Here is a 16,288-nt window from a genome sequence, read left to right on the forward strand (position 1 = left end):
CCAGGCCACACGGTTCGCGGAGGATGGATTAGCCGCAACGCGGCGTAATCCGTCATAGCATTACGTCGGGTGGAACGCATAACCGGATACCCAAAAACCGGCAACGATTACAAGCAGATCGCGCACAGCAAGCCACCCGCCATGTCGGAAGCCGCGATGCGGATTCCAACCTCCAGGCCACACGGTTCGCGGGGGATGGATTTGCTGATAAACAGCAAATCACGGAGATTAGACTCCGTGCCTTACCCCAACCTCACTCCTCCTGCACATACCGCCGCGGCACCCGCGCGGTCACCTTGGTCAACAACTCATAACCAATCGTCCCCGCCGCACTGGCGACCTCATCAACGGGCAACTGCTCGCCCCAAAGCTGCACCGCATCGCCGACCTCGGCTTGCGGCAAATCAGTCAGATCAACCGTAAGCATGTCCATCGACACACGCCCCACCAACGGCACACGCTGCGCGCGAATAACCAACGGCGTACCGGCCGGCGCATGACGCGGATAACCATCCGCATAACCGCAACTCACCGTACCAATCCGACTCACCCGCAGCGCCTCCCAGCCAGCGCCGTACCCCACGGTCTCACCCACCTCGACGGTACGAATGGCAATCAACTCGGCATCCAGTTGCATCGCCGGTTTAAGGCCCAGCTCAGCCGCGCCGAGATCAGCAAACGGCGTGGCGCCATACAACATAATTCCCGGCCGCAACCAATCCATATGCGCCGCCGGGATGGTCAGAATTGCCGCCGAGTTAGCCAGTGAGCGCTGATCAAAATCCAGATCCAGCACCTCAAGAAAACGTTCGAGCTGATCTTCAGTCAGCGTATGCCCGCGCTCATCTGCACAGGCAAAATGGCTCATCAGATTCAGTTCGCCGACCTGTTTCGCGCCTCTCAGTCGGGCATAGTTTTCGCGCAGCAGATGATCATCAAAGCCCAGCCGGTGCATGCCGCTGTCGAGCTTCATCCACACATTCAGCGGCTGCTCGATCTCCAACGCCAATAGCTGATCAACCTGACGCTGGCTTTGCACCACGACATCGAGGCGCAACTGCGCCGCCAACTGCAACTCGATAGCCTCAAAACAGCCCTCAAGCAGCAACACCCGGGCGTTTGCATGCAGCGCCCGAACCTCACAGGCCTCCTCAAGACAGGCCACGGCAAAACCATCGGCCTCGTCATGCAGAGCAGTCACCACTTCGCGCACGCCATGCCCGTAAGCATTGGCTTTGACCACGGCGAATGCTTCGCGGCCCGGCGCACAGCGCTTGGCAACGGCATAGTTGTGGCGGATGGCAGACAGATTGATGGTGGCGACGAGCGGGCGCATGAATACGGCATCCTCAAACAAAACAGGCGCTCAGTTTAACCACTGAACGCCTGTTTTAATCATGCTGCGGCATTTAAACCGCTGAGAGCCGCTACGCCTTAGTCGTCATCGAACTGGTAGCTGCCCGGCGCAAGGTTCTCGAAGCGCGAGTATTTGCCGAGGAACGCCAGGCGCGTGGTGCCGATTGGACCGTTACGCTGCTTACCGATGATGATTTCCGCCACACCCTTGTACTCGGTTTCGGGGTGATAAACCTCATCGCGGTAGACGAACATGATGATGTCGGCGTCCTGCTCGATCGCACCCGATTCACGCAAGTCAGAGTTGATCGGGCGTTTGTTGGGGCGCTGTTCAAGGCCACGGTTCAGCTGCGAGAGAGCAATCACCGGGCAGTTGAATTCTTTGGCCAGGGCTTTTAGCGAGCGGGAGATTTCAGAAATCTCATTCACCCGGCTTTCGCTGCTGGAGCCGGGGATCTGCATGAGCTGCAGGTAGTCGACCATGATCATGCCGATCTCGCCATGCTCACGCGCCAGACGCCGCGTGCGCGCGCGCATTTCAGACGGTGAAATACCGGCGGTATCGTCGATGAACAGTTTGCGGTCGTTGAGCAGGTTGACCGCCGAGGTCAGGCGCGGCCAATCGTCATCATCGAGACGCCCGGCACGCACCTTGGTCTGATCGATGCGTCCCAGCGATGCGAGCATACGCATAACGATCGAGTCGGATGGCATCTCCAGCGAGTAAACGATGATCGCCTTGTCGCTGCGCAACACGGCGTTCTCGACGAGGTTCATGGCGAAGGTGGTCTTACCCATCGACGGACGACCGGCAACGATCACCAGATCCGCTGGCTGCAAGCCGCTGGTCTGTGCATCCAGATCAGTAAAGCCGGTGGACAGGCCGGTAATGTCGTCACCGCTGTTGAACAGGGTGTCGATGCGGTCGATAGCCTTGACCAGAATATCGTTGATCGCCATCGGCCCGCCGGTCTTCGGCCGTGCCTCGGCAATCTGGAAAATCAGCCGCTCGGCTTCATCGAGGATTTCCTCGCCAGTGCGACCTTCCGGTGAGTAGGCGCTGTCGGCGATCTCGCCGCTAATACCGATCAACTGACGCAAGGTGGCGCGCTCACGAATGATCTGCGCGTAGGCCTTGATGTTGGCAACCGACGGGGTGTTTTTCGCCAGCTCGCCCAGATACGCCAAACCGCCGGTTTGCGAGAGCTGGCCTTCTTTATCCAGCTGCTCGGACAAGGTGACCACGTCAAACGGCTGATTGCGCTCGGCCAGCTTGTAGATTGCACGGAAGATCAACCGGTGATCGTGGCGATAAAAGTCGCCATCAGACACCTGATCAAGCACCCGCTCCCAGGCGTTATTGTCGAGCATCAGGCCGCCAAGCACAGCCTGCTCAGCCTCGATTGAGTGCGGCGGCACCTTGAGGGCAGAGGTTTGCAGGTCGTATTGCTCGGGAATGCTGATCTCGTTCATAAGCTCTGAGAAAAATGAGTGGCAATAAAAAACAAAAGGCACGACATCGCTTGCGCAATGACGTGCCTAATTGTCAGCAGACCTGCACCGAAGTGCAAGACCGCTATGTCGCATACTGCTTACGCAGCAACAACAATCAGCTTAACAGTCGCTTCAACGTCAGTGTGCAGGTGCACAGCAACGTCGTATTCGCCAACTTGACGAATAGTGCCGTTCGGCAGACGAACTTCAGCTTTAGCTACTTCAACGCCAGAGGCGGTCAGTGCGTCAGCGATGTCGTGAGTACCGATCGAACCGAACAGCTTGCCTTCGTCACCCGCAGTAGCGGTGATGGTGACTTCCAGTTCGCCCAGTTGAGCAGCGCGAGCTTCAGCCGAAGCTTTCTTCTCAGCAGCCAGCTTTTCCAGCTCGGCGCGGCGTGCTTCAAAAGCAGCAACGTTAGCAGCGGTAGCAGCAGTTGCTTTGCCTTTCGGCAGCAGGAAGTTACGGCCGTAACCAGCCTTAACATTCACTTTGTCGCCCAGGTTGCCCAGGTTGGCGATTTTTTCCAGAAGGATGACTTCCATTTGGGTCTTACCTCTTAACTTTTAACCTTCACCGTTCGTGGGGCCAGTGCCGTTTTTACGCACGTAACGACCACGAAAATCAAACAGACTATCGACTATGGCCAAGACCACGAGTAACGGATAAGTCAGCTGCATAAACAGCAACAGCGTGATGTACAGCCCAACCAGCCAGAACTTCGCCAGCCGCCCTTGCGCCACCAGCCCATGAATCAGGGCGATGCCCGCAAACGCCAACGGTACGCTACACAACGGTGTCAGCATTGCCAGTTGCAGGCCCAGATTAGGACCGACCAGCATGCCTACCAGTAGCAACATCGCCAACGGCGGCGGCAATCTCAGTGCGCGAAACTCGCGCCCAAAACCACCCGGGTTGTACAGCAACGCCTGCCAATAACGCCCAAGAACCAGGCTTAACAGGCTGACTATCTGCAACAAGGCTGCTATCAATCCGGTCAGGACCGGTGCAATCAGGCTACCCAGGCGAGCTTGCTCGTCTACCGACATTTGCTGGTAGACCCCATCTAGCATTTGCGGCATGAGCTTTTGGATCTCACCCGCCATTGCATCGATGGGTTCGCGAAACTGCGCACCCAGAACCAACCCATACACCAGGCCCAATGCCACGCTGCAAAGCAGCACACGGTTCCAGGACTCGCTGGCGCGCAACAACAACGCCAGCCCTAATGCACCGAACAACACCAAAAGGGTGCGCGGCTCACCAAAATACCACCAGCCAATGGCCGGTAATAAAGCCCAGATCAGAATGCTTAACGCATCCCTCAAACCGCGCCGCAGGAGCACCAGGCAACCTGCAGCAGCACTTAACCAGAACAACAGCGGCAATGCCGCCGAAATGACCACTACCAGAGTGGCCTGCACACGGCCGCGCATAATGAATTCAGCGATGGCACGCATGCGTATATCCCTTACTACTTGTCGAACATCCGGTCTTAGCGGCCGTGGCTGTCGGTGTAGGGCAGCAGGGCCAGGAAGCGGGCGCGCTTGATAGCGGTAGCCAGCTGACGCTGATAACGAGCCTTAGTACCGGTGATACGGCTAGGAACGATTTTGCCGGTTTCCGAGATGTAAGCTTTCAGCGTGTTGAGATCTTTGAAATCGATCTCTTTCACGTCTTCAGCGGTGAAACGGCAGAATTTACGACGACGGAAGAAACGTGCCATTTGATAGGCTCCTCAATAGATCCGTGGATTACTCGTCAGCGTTGTCGCTGTCGTTGTTGTCGCTGTCATTGCTGTCATTGCTGTCAGAATGCTCAGGACGGTCACGACGCTCACGGCGCTCACTGCGGTTTTCTTCGGCCTTCAGCATCTCGGACTGCTCAACAACAGCTTCGTCGCGACGGATGACAAGGTTACGGATCACAGCATCGTTGTAGCGGAAGTTGTCTTCCAGCTCAGCCAAAGCTTTGCCAGTGCACTCAACGTTCAGCATCACGTAGTGTGCTTTGTGGACGTTGTTGATGGCGTAAGCCAGCTGACGACGGCCCCAATCTTCCAGACGGTGGATTTTGCCGCCGTCTTCTTCGATCAGCTTGGTGTAACGCTCAACCATGCCGCCGACTTGCTCGCTCTGGTCCGGGTGAACCAGAAAGATGATTTCGTAATGACGCATAAATGCTCCTTACGGGTTGTAGCCTGCCGCCAAACGCGGTCAGGCAAGGAGTGAATATCACTTGTTTGTCTTGCCAGTTAACGGCGCGCGCAAGCGCCTGCCGCAACAGCAAGGGCCGACATTCTAGAGAAGCCCCCTGCTCCACGCAAGATTAATTGGTGAATATTTGAACAATCAGGCAACAGACTGCCAGCGCAACCAAAGATAACGCCCAATCCTTACAAGCCGCTGCAGGCGGCGGATACGTAAAGTTCAAGGCTGCCCACAGGCTGTGAATGAACCCTAAAAGCAACGCTGCAACTGCGCCATCTCTGGCACAGTTGCAGACGAGAGGCTTACTTGGGCTTGCGGCGCTGACGCAATGCCTCGAAGAGACACACCCCAGTGGCGACCGAAACGTTCAGGCTGCTGACGCTGCCTGCCATCGGCAGCTTGACCAGATAATCGCAGTGTTCACGCGTCAGGCGGCGCATGCCTTTGCCTTCTGCGCCCATGATCAGCACAGTTGGGCCGGTCATGTCCTGATCATAAACCTCGACCTCGGCTTCACCTGCCGTACCGACCACCCACAGACCACGCTGCTGGAGCTTCTCCAGACTGCGCGCCAAGTTGGTAACAGCCACCAGCGGCACGACTTCAGCGGCGCCGCAGGCCACTTTACGCACCACCGGCGTTAGCGTTGCCGATTTGTCCTTGGTGACGATTACAGCCAGCGCGCCGGCCGCATCGGCGGTGCGCAAGCAAGCGCCAAGGTTGTGCGGGTCGGTTACGCCATCAAGCACCAGCAACAACGGCGGGCCTTCGCAACGATCGAGCAACTCCTCAAGCATCGCCTCGCCCCAGACTTGACTCGGGCTGACTTCGGCAACGACGCCCTGATGCACGCCCTCGACCCAGGAATCCATCTCGCGGCGCTCACACTGGCCGATGGTCACGCGCGATTGCGTGGCCAGTTCGACCAATGTTTGCACGCGCGGATCACTGCGCCCATCCGCCAGCCACACGTGCTTGACGCGCTTGGGATGGTGACGCAACAACGCTTCCACGGCATGCACGCCGTAGATTTTTTCCAGTTGACTCATGACTTCGCCTTACGTTTACGCGGCGCGCCAGACTTGCCTTCCGCACCGGCCTTTGGCGGCCCCTTGCGGTGCTTGCTAGGCTTCGCCGCCTTGCTGTCGGACTTGGCCGGCGCGGCTTTGCTGCCGCTACGGCTCTTGCCCGACTTAGATTTCGACTCGGCCAGCAATGCCTTCTTCACATCGCGGCTCTTTTGCACATCGGTGTTACCCGGCTTGGCGCGATCACCGCGTGAGCTGCGCGGCGCACGACCGTCATCGCCACGCTTACGGCCGACTGCCGCATTGGCAGCGCCTTCGGACATTTCGAAGTCGATTTTGCGCTCATCGAGATCAACGCGCATGACGCGCACTTCAACCGTATCGCCCAGACGGAAGTTACGTCCGCTACGCTCGCCGGCCAAACGGTGATGAACCGGATCGAAGTGATAGTAATCGCCCGGCAACGCCGTAACGTGCACCAGACCTTCGACGAAGATATCGGTCAGCTCGACGAACAGACCAAAGCCTGTGACCGCCGTAATCACGCCCGGGAATACCTCGCCGACGCGGTCTTTCATGAACTCGCACTTGAGCCAGTTGACCACATCACGCGTTGCTTCATCGGCGCGGCGCTCGGACATCGAGCACTGCTCGCCCAGCTCTTCAAGCATGGCCTCGTCGTACGGATAAATCCGCGCTTTAGGCATGCTCGTCGCACCGGCACGCTTGACGTGCGGCGTGTCGATACGCGAACGGATAACGCTGCGAATCGCGCGGTGAATCAACAGATCCGGGTAGCGACGAATCGGCGAGGTAAAGTGCGCGTAAGCATCGTAATTGAGACCGAAGTGGCCCTGATTATCGGCGCTGTACACCGCCTGGCTCAGCGAACGCAGCATCACGGTCTGGATCAGGTGGTAATCCGGACGATCCTTGATGGTTTCAAGCAACGCCTGATAGTCCTTCGGCGACGGGCCATCCTTGGATTTGCCGCGCTGCAATGACAAGCCAAGCTCACCCAGAAATGCCTTGAGCTTTTCCAGCCGCTCTGGCGGCGGGCCATCGTGCACCCGATACAGTGCAGGAATTTCATGCTTCTGCATGAACGCAGCCGTCGCCACGTTGGCCGCCAGCATGCACTCCTCAATCAGCTTGTGAGCATCGTTGCGCTGGGTCGGCAGGATTTCGGCAATTTTGCGCCCCGAACCGAAGATAATCCGGGTTTCCTGGGTTTCAAAATCAATCGCACCACGCTCGTGACGCGCCGACAACAGCACTTGATACAACGAATAGAGCTGCTTGAGATCGGGCAGCACTTCTTTGTACTCGCTGCGCAGCTGTTTGCCTTCAGTGCTCTTCGGCTGCTCAAGCATGGCGCTGACCTTGTTGTAGGTCAGGCGGGCATGCGAGTGAATCACGGCCTCATAGAACTGATAATCGGTCATCTGGCCGGTTTTCGAGATGGTCATCTCACAAACCATCGCCAAACGGTCGACATGCGGATTCAGCGAGCACAGGCCGTTGGACAACTCTTCCGGCAGCATCGGGATAACCCGCTCCGGGAAATACACCGAGTTGCCACGCACCTGCGCTTCAGCGTCCAACGCCGAACCGACTTTTACGTAATGTGAAACGTCGGCGATGGCCACATAAAGCTTCCAGCCACCGGAGAACAAGCGCCAGCTGCCGCCACTCTTCTCGCAATACACAGCGTCGTCGAAGTCGCGGGCATCTTCACCGTCAATCGTGACGAATGGCAGATGGCGCAGATCAACACGCTTCTCTTTGTCTTTCTCTTCGACTTCCGGCTTGAGCTTGTGGGCTTCCTTGATCACGGCATCCGGCCACACGTGCGGAATGTCGTAGGTGCGCAAGGCCACATCGATTTCCATGCCCGGCGCCATGTAATTGCCCACCACTTCGGTGACATCACCTTGCGGCTGGAAGCGCTGAGTCGGCCAATGGGTGATCGTTACCTGCACGAACTGCCCTTGCTTGGCGCCGCCATTGCGGCCCTGAGTGACCAACACTTCCTGCTGGATTTTCGGGTTATCCGGAATAACGAAGCCAATGCCGCTCTCTTCGTAATAGCGACCGACGATGGTTTCATGGCCACGCGAGATCACTTCGACCACGGCGCCTTCGCGACGCCCACGACGGTCGAGACCCGCAACGCGAGCCAGCGCACGGTCACCATCGAACACCAGGCGCATTTGCGCCGGGCTCAGGAACAGGTCGTCGCTGCCGTCATCCGGCACCAGAAAACCAAAGCCGTCACGGTGGCCACTGATCCGGCCCAATACCAGATCCAGCTTGTCGACCGGCGCGTACGTACCACGGCGGGTGTAAATAAGCTGACCGTCACGCTCCATAGCGCGCAGCCGGCGACGCAGGGCTTCTACCTGCTCATCTGTTGTCAGCCCGAACTCTTCGAGCAGTTGTTCACGGTTCGCAGGCGAGCCACGTTCGGCGAGATGCGAAAGAATCAACTCCCGACTTGGGATAGGGTTTTCATATTTTTCCGCTTCACGAGCGGCCTCGGGATCGAGGGATTGCCAATCGGCCATTAGAGGGGTTTCACCTTTTCTATATAAATTCGGTTTGCCATGTGCCTATTGAAGCGCGAAAACGGGGTCTAGGTCAGCCGCGATGTGCTCAATAAAAAAAATTTACTCTAGGGCTTTACAAGTAAAAACCTGATCCGTATTATGCGCGCCACAACGACGGCAAACGTAGTTGTAGTTGATAGTAAATGAGCGATCATTGCAATCAATGCCCAGGTGGTGAAATTGGTAGACACGCCAGCTTCAGGTGCTGGTGACCTTACGGTCGTGGAAGTTCGAGTCTTCTCCTGGGCACCAATTCAAAAAAACCGAGCCAAGCGCTCGGTTTTTTATTGCCTGCAATTTGGCATTCCCTGCACCGATCCGCTCACTCACGCTCTCAAGTCTAGGCGCTCAAAGCCGGAAAGGAAATTTCCAGCCTTGAGAACACCTGCGGCAACTATAGCCTAACGCCTGTTGCCGATTCTTTTCAGACCCGGAACTGCCCCAAGCTTGCACGCAATTGCGCCGCCAGCCCATCAAGCACACGGCCACTGGTCGCTGTCGCCGCCACCACTTCTTCGGCGCGACGCGCTTCGGTGTGAATCACCTCCACCCGCCCCCGCACAGCATTTGCACCTTGCGCTTGTTGTTCAGCAGCCACGGCAGCAGCGTTGATTACCTCATGCACCTGCTCGACTGCATCACGAACCGCCTGCTGCAAGCGATCGCTTTCGCGCAAGGCTGAAAGCCCTTGCTCGGCATGCCGGCCAGCCTGACCAATCGCACTGACGGCCTCCCGTGCACCTTGCTGCAACGCCGTAATGTGCGCCTGAATACTGCCGGTGGACTGCTGGGTCTTGCTGGCCAGCGCCCGCACCTCATCAGCAACCACGGCAAAACCGCGACCCGTCTCGCCCGCACGCGCTGCCTCAATTGCAGCATTCAGCGCCAGTAGATTGGTTTGTTCGGCGATGCCGTGAATAACGGTCAGCACCTCTTCGATTTGCTCGCTCTGTTTTGCCAGCTTCTCGATTACCGCCGAACCCGTGCCGACGCTCTCGACCAGCTCGGCAATTGAGTTACCCACGTCACGCGCCAAGGCGGCGTTATCCTCGGTCGCCTGACGAATAGAGGTGACACGCTGCTGCGCTTCCTGCATGGAATGGCTTTCGTGCTGCGCCTCCACCGCCATCTGCTGCAAGGCCGCCAGGCTGCCCGCGACCTCATCGCGCTGGCGACCTGCCGCCGACTCGGCCGCCGCACTGTGCTGCGCCAAGCCTTGAATTTCCTGACCGGTGCGCACGGCAACTTCACCCGCCTCGCGCACGATTGGCTGCAACTTGGCGACAAAGCGGTTAACCGCAGCCGCCATATCAACGATTTCGTCGTCGCCCTTGATCCGCACCCGACGTGTCAAATCGCCCTCGCCGGCCGCCCAGTCGTCCAGCGCCGCGATCAGCGTATGCAATTTGCTGACAACACGCCGACCCAACACCACCGCCAACAACAGCAATACACCCAGCCCGACCAGCGCCAGACCGACCGTGATATTCCAGCGCAAGCCGGCCGCGGCGGATTCGACTGCCTGACGGCTGTTATCCGACATATTCTTGGCCGCTTGCTGGGCACTGCTCAAGCGCGCCGACAACGCTGCACTGCTATCGCTGGCCGCACCGCTCAATCCCTCGGAAACCAACTTGCCACTGCTGTCGATCAGGTCATCAAAGCGCTGATCCAGCGCCGCCAGCTCATCACTAACACCGGCTGTGGATACCCCGAGAATGACCTTGCCGATCTCGCTGCCCATCGGACTGATAGACGCCTCGACGCGATACACGCCAGGATCATCACTGGCCGCATTGATCAGCTTATCCAACGCGCCACGCCCCTCGCCTTTGGCAATCAGCGCCTTGATGCGCGGATCGGCGCGATTGACGTGACGAGTCAGGCGCTCGCCCTGCGCATCCAGATACACCACGAACAACACGCTCGGATTGCGCTGCGCCATGCGCACCAACTCGGTCAGCGCCGGCACATCGTTATCCCAGATAGCTTTTGGCGATACCGCCGCCAGCAGTTGCGCCAGATCATTGGCCGACTGCTGCAAGTTACGCTCAAGAACACCGCGCAGCTGCTCCTGCTCGCCACTTAGCTTCTGCGAGAGGCCTTGCGCAAGTTTCTCCTGCGTGCGCGCCGACAAGCCCTCAAGGCCGCCAGTCACCTCGCGCCCCGCCTCTTGCAGCTCGGTAGACAGCTGCTGGCTGTCCGCACCCAGGCGCTGAGCCAGCTCATCCACCAGCGAAGTCACCGTTGCACTGGTCAACAGCACCGCCACCAACACTTGCACCAACAACGCCAGAATCAGCGCAATAAACACCGGGCGCAGCAAACGACTGCGCAACAACGAAGAAATGGCAAACACGGGGGCAGCTCCTCATAAACCGTATCGACTGTAACGGCGACTTCAGGGATTTATTGAGGGCAGGCAAGCTCCGTACCAAGGTTTATTTTGCAGATGAGACGTAGTCCCGGGGAATGCTATGCAGTCCTATGACGGATAGTGGCGCGGGTGATGTGAATATGGGGATTGCCTTGACGGATCGCGGCGGGCGCCGCCATCCATCCTCCGGGAATGGTGGAGGGAATGGTGCTTCAGAAACAACAAAGGGCCGCCATTGGCGACCCTTCGTGGTGCAGCTACCTGGCTATCAGGCGAACGGGTGACGCAGAACGATGGTCTCGTTGCGGTCAGGGCCGGTCGATACGATATCAATCGGCGCACCCACCAGCTCTTCAACACGCTTGATGTAAGCACGTGCATTGGCTGGCAGCTCGTCCAGAGACTTGGCACCCACTGTCGACTCGCTCCAGCCCGGCACGGTTTCGTACACTGGCTGCAGACCGATGTAGCTGTCGGCGTCAGTTGGCGCGTCAACCAGCACGTCACCATTCTGGTCTTTGTAGCCGACGCAGATGTTGATGTTTTCCAGGCCGTCAAGAACGTCCAGCTTGGTCAGGCACAGGCCGGAGATGCTGTTGATTTCGATAGCGCGACGCAGGATCACGGCATCGAACCAGCCGCAACGACGGGCACGGCCGGTGGTCGCACCAAACTCGTGGCCACGCTTGGCGAGGAATGCACCGGTCTCATCGAACAGCTCAGTCGGGAAAGGACCCGAACCCACGCGCGTGGTGTAAGCCTTGGTGATACCCAGAATGTAGTCGAGGTACATCGGGCCAAAACCAGAACCGGTGGCGATGCCGCCAGCAGTGGTGTTGGAGCTGGTCACGTACGGATAAGTACCGTGGTCGATATCCAGCAGAGAGCCCTGAGCGCCTTCAAACATGATGTCTTTCGAGTCACGGCGCATTTCATGCAGCACAGCTGTGACATCAGCCATCATCGGCTTCAGCAGCTCAGCGTATTCCATGCACTCGTCGAGTGTTTTCTGGAAGTCGATGGCCGGCTCTTTGTAGTAATTCTGCAGTACAAAGTTGTGGTAATCGAGCAGCTCGCCGAGCTTGGAGGCAAAACGCTCACGGTGAAACAGGTCACCGATGCGCAGGCCGCGACGGGCCACTTTGTCTTCGTAAGCCGGGCCAATGCCGCGACCGGTAGTGCCGATCTTGGCGTCGCCACGAGCCTTCTCACGCGCCTGATCCAGCGCTACGTGATAAGACAGGATCAGCGGGCACGAAGGGCTGATGCGCAGGCGCTCACGCACCGGTACGCCTTTCTCTTCGAGCTTGTTGATTTCGCGCAGCAGCGCGTCGGGCGCAACCACCACACCGTTACCGATGAGGCACTGCACGCCATCACGCAGGATGCCCGACGGGATCAGGTGCAGGACGGTTTTCTCGCCGTCGATGACCAGCGTGTGGCCCGCGTTGTGGCCACCCTGGTAGCGCACAACAGCAGCAGCCTGCTCAGTCAGCAGGTCAACAATCTTACCCTTGCCCTCATCACCCCATTGGGTGCCCAGGACTACGACATTCTTACCCATAACACTTGTCCTCTTAGCGCAAGCTGGTTACCGGAGTCATCCGGCATAACAAATCGTGATGGCCGATCGAACAGCACATCAGTATGGCCGGTTATGACGCCAGCGGTACTACCTGCCATCGTCCATCAAGCAATTGCAGCTGACTGCCACAGCCAGCTTCCAGTGCATCCGCCATTGTCTGCTCGGGCAGCGCCTGAATCACGCGCGCACCCTGCTGACGAAGCTTTTGCACGGCTTGCCACAGGTAAACATCATGGTTATCCGGAGCCCAGATACCGGGCTCCACTTCATCAAGCTGCATCTGACCCAAAGTGACCAGTGTTTTCAGGTCAGTCGAGAAGCCAGTCGCCGGGCGGGCGCGACCGAAGTCGGCGCCGATGTCATCGTAACGACCGCCCTGAGCAATGGCCGAACCTTCGCCCGGCACAAACGCGGCGAACACTACACCGGTGTGGTAGTGATAGCCGCGCAGCTCGCCCAGATCAAAGTACAGCGGTAATTCCGGATAGCGCAGGCTGAGCGCATCAGCAATCGCCAGCAGTTCGTCGAGCGCTGCATGCACATCATCCGGCGCCTCGACCAGACAGGCCTGAGCCAAGTCCAGCACTTCACGGCCACCGCACAATTCAGCCAGCGAGCGCAGCATCTTACTCAGCTGAGCCGGCAAGCCTTCGGTCAGCGCAGCAATCTCGTCCATTGCCTTGCGCTGCAAAGCATCGAACAGCTGCTGCTCGACTGCGCCCGACAACTTGGCAGCACGGGCCAGGCCGCGGTAGATACCGACATGGCCGAGGTCCATATGCACGTCCGGCACTGCAGCCAGCTCAAGGGTGTTCACCAGCAAGCTGATGACCTCGACATCACTGGCCGGGCTGGCATCGCCATACAACTCTGCGCCCAACTGGATCGGGCTGCGCGAGGTGGTCAGCGCACGCGGTTGTGCATGCAGCACGCTACCGGCGTAGCACAGGCGGCTCGGCCCTTCACGGCGCAAGGTATGCGCATCAATGCGCGCAACCTGCGGGGTGATATCGGCACGGAAGCCCATTTGCCGACCCGAAAGCGGATCGACCACTTTAAACGTGCGCAGGTCGAGATCCTGGCCAGCGCCGGTCAACAGCGATTCCAGATACTCGATATGCGGCGTTACTACGAATTCATAACCCCAGCGCTGAAACAGATCCAGCACCTGACGCCGCGCCACTTCGATGCGCGCAGCTTCTGGAGGCAGTACTTCTTCAATGCCATCTGGCAGGAGCCAGCGGTCTACCGTCGCCATTTCGCCATTCCCCTCTTGAACCGGGCGGCACAAGCCTTTAGTGAAGCAGATAAAGGAGCGCTGTTCCCAGCAGCATGCTGGCCAGCCCCATGAGACGTAGATTGCGATCCGACAGCTGAGTCAATTGCACAGCTGCACCACGCCAACCGCGCGGATAGAGGAAGGGCAGGATGCCTTCTAGCACCAGCACAAAACACAACGCTATGCCTATTTCCTGCCACATGATTCCCACAGACGCAAAAAAGCCGGGATTTTCCCGGCTGCTGCATCATACCACGTTTTCAACAACGGTCACCCCGAAGCACGCATTGCATGCTCCGGGGATCAGTCTTACGGCTTGGACTTTTCCAGATAACGGAAGAAGTCGCTGCTTGGATCAAGCACCATCACATCGCGCTTATCAGCAAAGCTTTCGCGGTAGGCGCGAAGGCTGCGATAGAACGAATAGAACTCCTGGTCCTGACCGTAGGCCTTGGCGTAAATCGCAGCAGCCTGGGCGTCACCTTCACCGCGCAGCTCTTCAGCTTGACGATAGGCTTCTGCCAGCAGTACGCGCTTCTGACGATCGGCGTCGGCACGAATACCTTCGGCCAATTCCTTACCTTTAGCGCGGTGCTCACGGGCTTCACGCTCACGCTCGGAACCCATCCGGTCGAACACGCTACGGTTAACTTCTTTCGGCAGGTCGATACCTTTAACCCGCACGTCAACCACTTCGATGCCCAACTCTTTCTGCGCCGCTCTGTTCAGCGATGCCGTTACGTCAGCCATCAGTGCGTCACGCTCACCCGACACCGACTCGTGCAGCGTGCGCTTACCGAACTGGTCACGCAGCGATGCTTCAAGACGACGCGACAGACGCTCATCGGCGATCTGCTTGACGCCAGAGGTCGCGGTATAGAAACGCTCGGCATCCAGCACACGCCACTTGGCGTACGCATCAACCATCAGCGCTTTCTTTTCCAGGGTCAGGAAACGCGAGCTGGAGGAATCCAGAGTCATCAGACGCGCATCAAAAATACGCACCTGGTTAACGTAAGGAATCTTCACATGCAGGCCAGGCTTAACGTCTGGCTCAACGATACGACCGAATTGCAGGAGCACTGCGCGCTCGGTTTGGGCGACGATGTAGAAGCTGTTCCAGGCAACCAGTGCCAGAACCACAGCCACAATCAGGCCAACCAGTGATTTATTACTCATCAGCGGCTCTCCCTAGTGCGCACTTCAGGCATCTGTGGCGGCCTTACCGAGCTTGTGCTTGCATCGTTGCTGCTGCCGGAAATTGAACTGGCAGCCGCACCACTGCGACCATCAATCATTTTGTCCAACGGCAGATAGAGCAGATTGTTCTGGCCCTTGTCACCGGTGACCATGACTTTGCTGGTGTTGCTCATGACTTCCTGCATGGTGTCCAGATACAGACGCTCACGCGTCACTTCCGGCGCCTTGCGATATTCCGCTACCAACGCAGTGAAACGATCCGCCTCACCCTGAGCGCGGGAAACCACTTCGTCACGGTAACCGCTGGCATCTTCGATCAGACGCTGAGCCTGACCACGCGCTTCCGGCACGACGCCGTTGGCATAGGTCTCAGCCTTGTTCTTTTCGCGCTGCTCGTCTTCACGCGCACGAATCACGTCATCGAATGCTTCCTGAACCTCACGCGGCGCTGCGGCGCTCTGCAAGTTGACAGTCGTCACGACGATACCGGTCTTGTAGGTATCGAGGAAACGCTGCAGGCGCTCCTTGACTTCGCTGGCCATCAGCTCACGACCTTCGGTCAGCACCTGATCCATCTCGGTCGAACCCACTACGTGGCGAACCGCACTGTCAGTTGCGTGCTGCAAGCTGATTTCCGGCTGATCAACGTTCAACACAAAATCCTGCAGGTTGCTGATTTTGTACTGCACGGTGAGCGGCACTTCGATGATGTTCTCGTCCTCAGTCAACATCTGACCCTGCTTGCTGTAAGCACGCTCACGGGTGACGTTTTCCTGAAACTTGCGATCAATCGGCGGGAAATAGATATTCAGGCCCGGCCCTACGGTTTCGTAATACTTACCGAAACGCAGTACCACTGCCTGTTCTTGTTCGTCGACAACATAGATCGCGCTGTACAACCAAATGGCTGCAAGCACAGCCAGGCCGCCCAGCAGCAAGCCGAAGCCGCCACCGCCTTTACTGCCGCCGCTGTCATTGTCATTGCCACGATTCTTATTGCCGCCAAAAAGCCCGTTAAGGCTCTCTTGCAGCTTGCGGAAGGCTTCGTCGAGATCTGGCGGCCCTTTACGATCGCCGCCGTTGTTACGACGACCACCCCATGGGTCCTGATTATTCCCGTTGCCACCCGGCTCATTCCAAGCCATAGCGC

Annotated in this window: 13 protein-coding genes, 1 tRNA gene and 2 pseudogenes; 1 reads left to right on the forward strand and 15 read right to left on the reverse strand. The window is 58.2% G+C overall.

Features of this window, described 5'->3' with window-relative positions; translation table 11 throughout:
* Positions 1 to 253 precede the first annotated feature (253 nt).
* The 8 genes from alr to rnr form a co-directional block, all read right to left on the reverse strand.
* Positions 254 to 1,336, reverse strand: a complete 1,083-nt coding sequence (gene alr / locus PMYSY11_RS19405) for an alanine racemase (RefSeq protein ID WP_150547771.1) — start codon at positions 1,334 to 1,336, stop codon at positions 254 to 256.
* 98 nt (positions 1,337 to 1,434) lie between these two features.
* Positions 1,435 to 2,829: a replicative DNA helicase gene (dnaB, locus tag PMYSY11_RS19410; RefSeq protein WP_069898269.1), complete on the reverse strand. Its 1,395-nt coding sequence runs from the start codon at positions 2,827 to 2,829 to the stop codon at positions 1,435 to 1,437.
* 119 nt (positions 2,830 to 2,948) lie between these two features.
* Positions 2,949 to 3,395, reverse strand: a complete 447-nt coding sequence (gene rplI / locus PMYSY11_RS19415) for a 50S ribosomal protein L9 (protein ID WP_069898270.1) — start codon at positions 3,393 to 3,395, stop codon at positions 2,949 to 2,951.
* Between the two features lie 21 nt (positions 3,396 to 3,416).
* Entirely contained in the window at positions 3,417 to 4,310 is an 894-nt protein-coding gene (locus tag PMYSY11_RS19420; protein ID WP_069898271.1) for a YybS family protein, read from the reverse strand.
* 35 nt (positions 4,311 to 4,345) lie between these two features.
* Positions 4,346 to 4,576, reverse strand: coding sequence for a 30S ribosomal protein S18 (gene rpsR / locus PMYSY11_RS19425; RefSeq protein WP_003246847.1), 231 nt, complete (start codon positions 4,574 to 4,576; stop codon positions 4,346 to 4,348).
* Positions 4,577 to 4,604: 28 nt separating this feature from the next.
* Positions 4,605 to 5,027, reverse strand: coding sequence for a 30S ribosomal protein S6 (gene rpsF, locus PMYSY11_RS19430; protein ID WP_069898272.1), 423 nt, complete (start codon positions 5,025 to 5,027; stop codon positions 4,605 to 4,607).
* 335 nt (positions 5,028 to 5,362) lie between these two features.
* Positions 5,363 to 6,109 (reverse strand): 23S rRNA (guanosine(2251)-2'-O)-methyltransferase RlmB, encoded by a 747-nt coding sequence (rlmB, locus tag PMYSY11_RS19435; protein ID WP_069898273.1) that lies wholly within the window; start codon positions 6,107 to 6,109, stop codon positions 5,363 to 5,365.
* Entirely contained in the window at positions 6,106 to 8,655 is a 2,550-nt protein-coding gene (rnr, locus tag PMYSY11_RS19440; RefSeq protein WP_069898274.1) for a ribonuclease R, read from the reverse strand. The genes rlmB and rnr overlap by 4 nt, the downstream gene beginning before the upstream one ends.
* A gap of 207 nt (positions 8,656 to 8,862) precedes the next feature.
* On the opposite strand from rnr, the gene PMYSY11_RS19445 reads away from it, so the two are divergent.
* Positions 8,863 to 8,949, forward strand: a tRNA-Leu gene (locus tag PMYSY11_RS19445).
* 172 nt (positions 8,950 to 9,121) lie between these two features.
* Here PMYSY11_RS19445 and PMYSY11_RS22170 read toward each other — a convergent pair.
* From PMYSY11_RS22170 to hflK, 7 genes and pseudogenes are all read right to left on the reverse strand, one after another.
* Positions 9,122 to 9,616: pseudogene (locus tag PMYSY11_RS22170) on the reverse strand (methyl-accepting chemotaxis protein); the annotation flags it as partial.
* A gap of 363 nt (positions 9,617 to 9,979) precedes the next feature.
* Positions 9,980 to 10,642, reverse strand: a pseudogene (locus PMYSY11_RS22175) (HAMP domain-containing protein); the annotation flags it as partial.
* Positions 10,643 to 11,342: 700 nt separating this feature from the next.
* Positions 11,343 to 12,638, reverse strand: coding sequence for an adenylosuccinate synthase (locus PMYSY11_RS19455; protein WP_150547772.1), 1,296 nt, complete (start codon positions 12,636 to 12,638; stop codon positions 11,343 to 11,345).
* A gap of 91 nt (positions 12,639 to 12,729) precedes the next feature.
* Positions 12,730 to 13,917, reverse strand: a complete 1,188-nt coding sequence (locus PMYSY11_RS19460; protein WP_150547773.1) for an ATP phosphoribosyltransferase regulatory subunit — start codon at positions 13,915 to 13,917, stop codon at positions 12,730 to 12,732.
* Positions 13,918 to 13,954: 37 nt separating this feature from the next.
* Complete coding sequence (locus PMYSY11_RS19465) at positions 13,955 to 14,140, reverse strand: DUF2065 domain-containing protein (protein WP_069898278.1); 186 nt, start codon at positions 14,138 to 14,140, stop codon at positions 13,955 to 13,957.
* A 107-nt stretch (positions 14,141 to 14,247) separates the two neighbouring features.
* Positions 14,248 to 15,117: a protease modulator HflC gene (hflC, locus tag PMYSY11_RS19470; RefSeq protein ID WP_069898279.1), complete on the reverse strand. Its 870-nt coding sequence runs from the start codon at positions 15,115 to 15,117 to the stop codon at positions 14,248 to 14,250.
* Positions 15,117 to 16,283 (reverse strand): FtsH protease activity modulator HflK, encoded by a 1,167-nt coding sequence (gene hflK / locus PMYSY11_RS19475; protein WP_069898280.1) that lies wholly within the window; start codon positions 16,281 to 16,283, stop codon positions 15,117 to 15,119. The genes hflC and hflK overlap by 1 nt, the downstream gene beginning before the upstream one ends.
* Positions 16,284 to 16,288 lie beyond the last annotated feature (5 nt).

The sequence above is a fragment of the Pseudomonas marincola genome, from assembly GCF_900682675.2.
In the GTDB taxonomy this organism is placed as follows: Bacteria; Pseudomonadota; Gammaproteobacteria; order Pseudomonadales; family Pseudomonadaceae; genus Aquipseudomonas; species Aquipseudomonas marincola.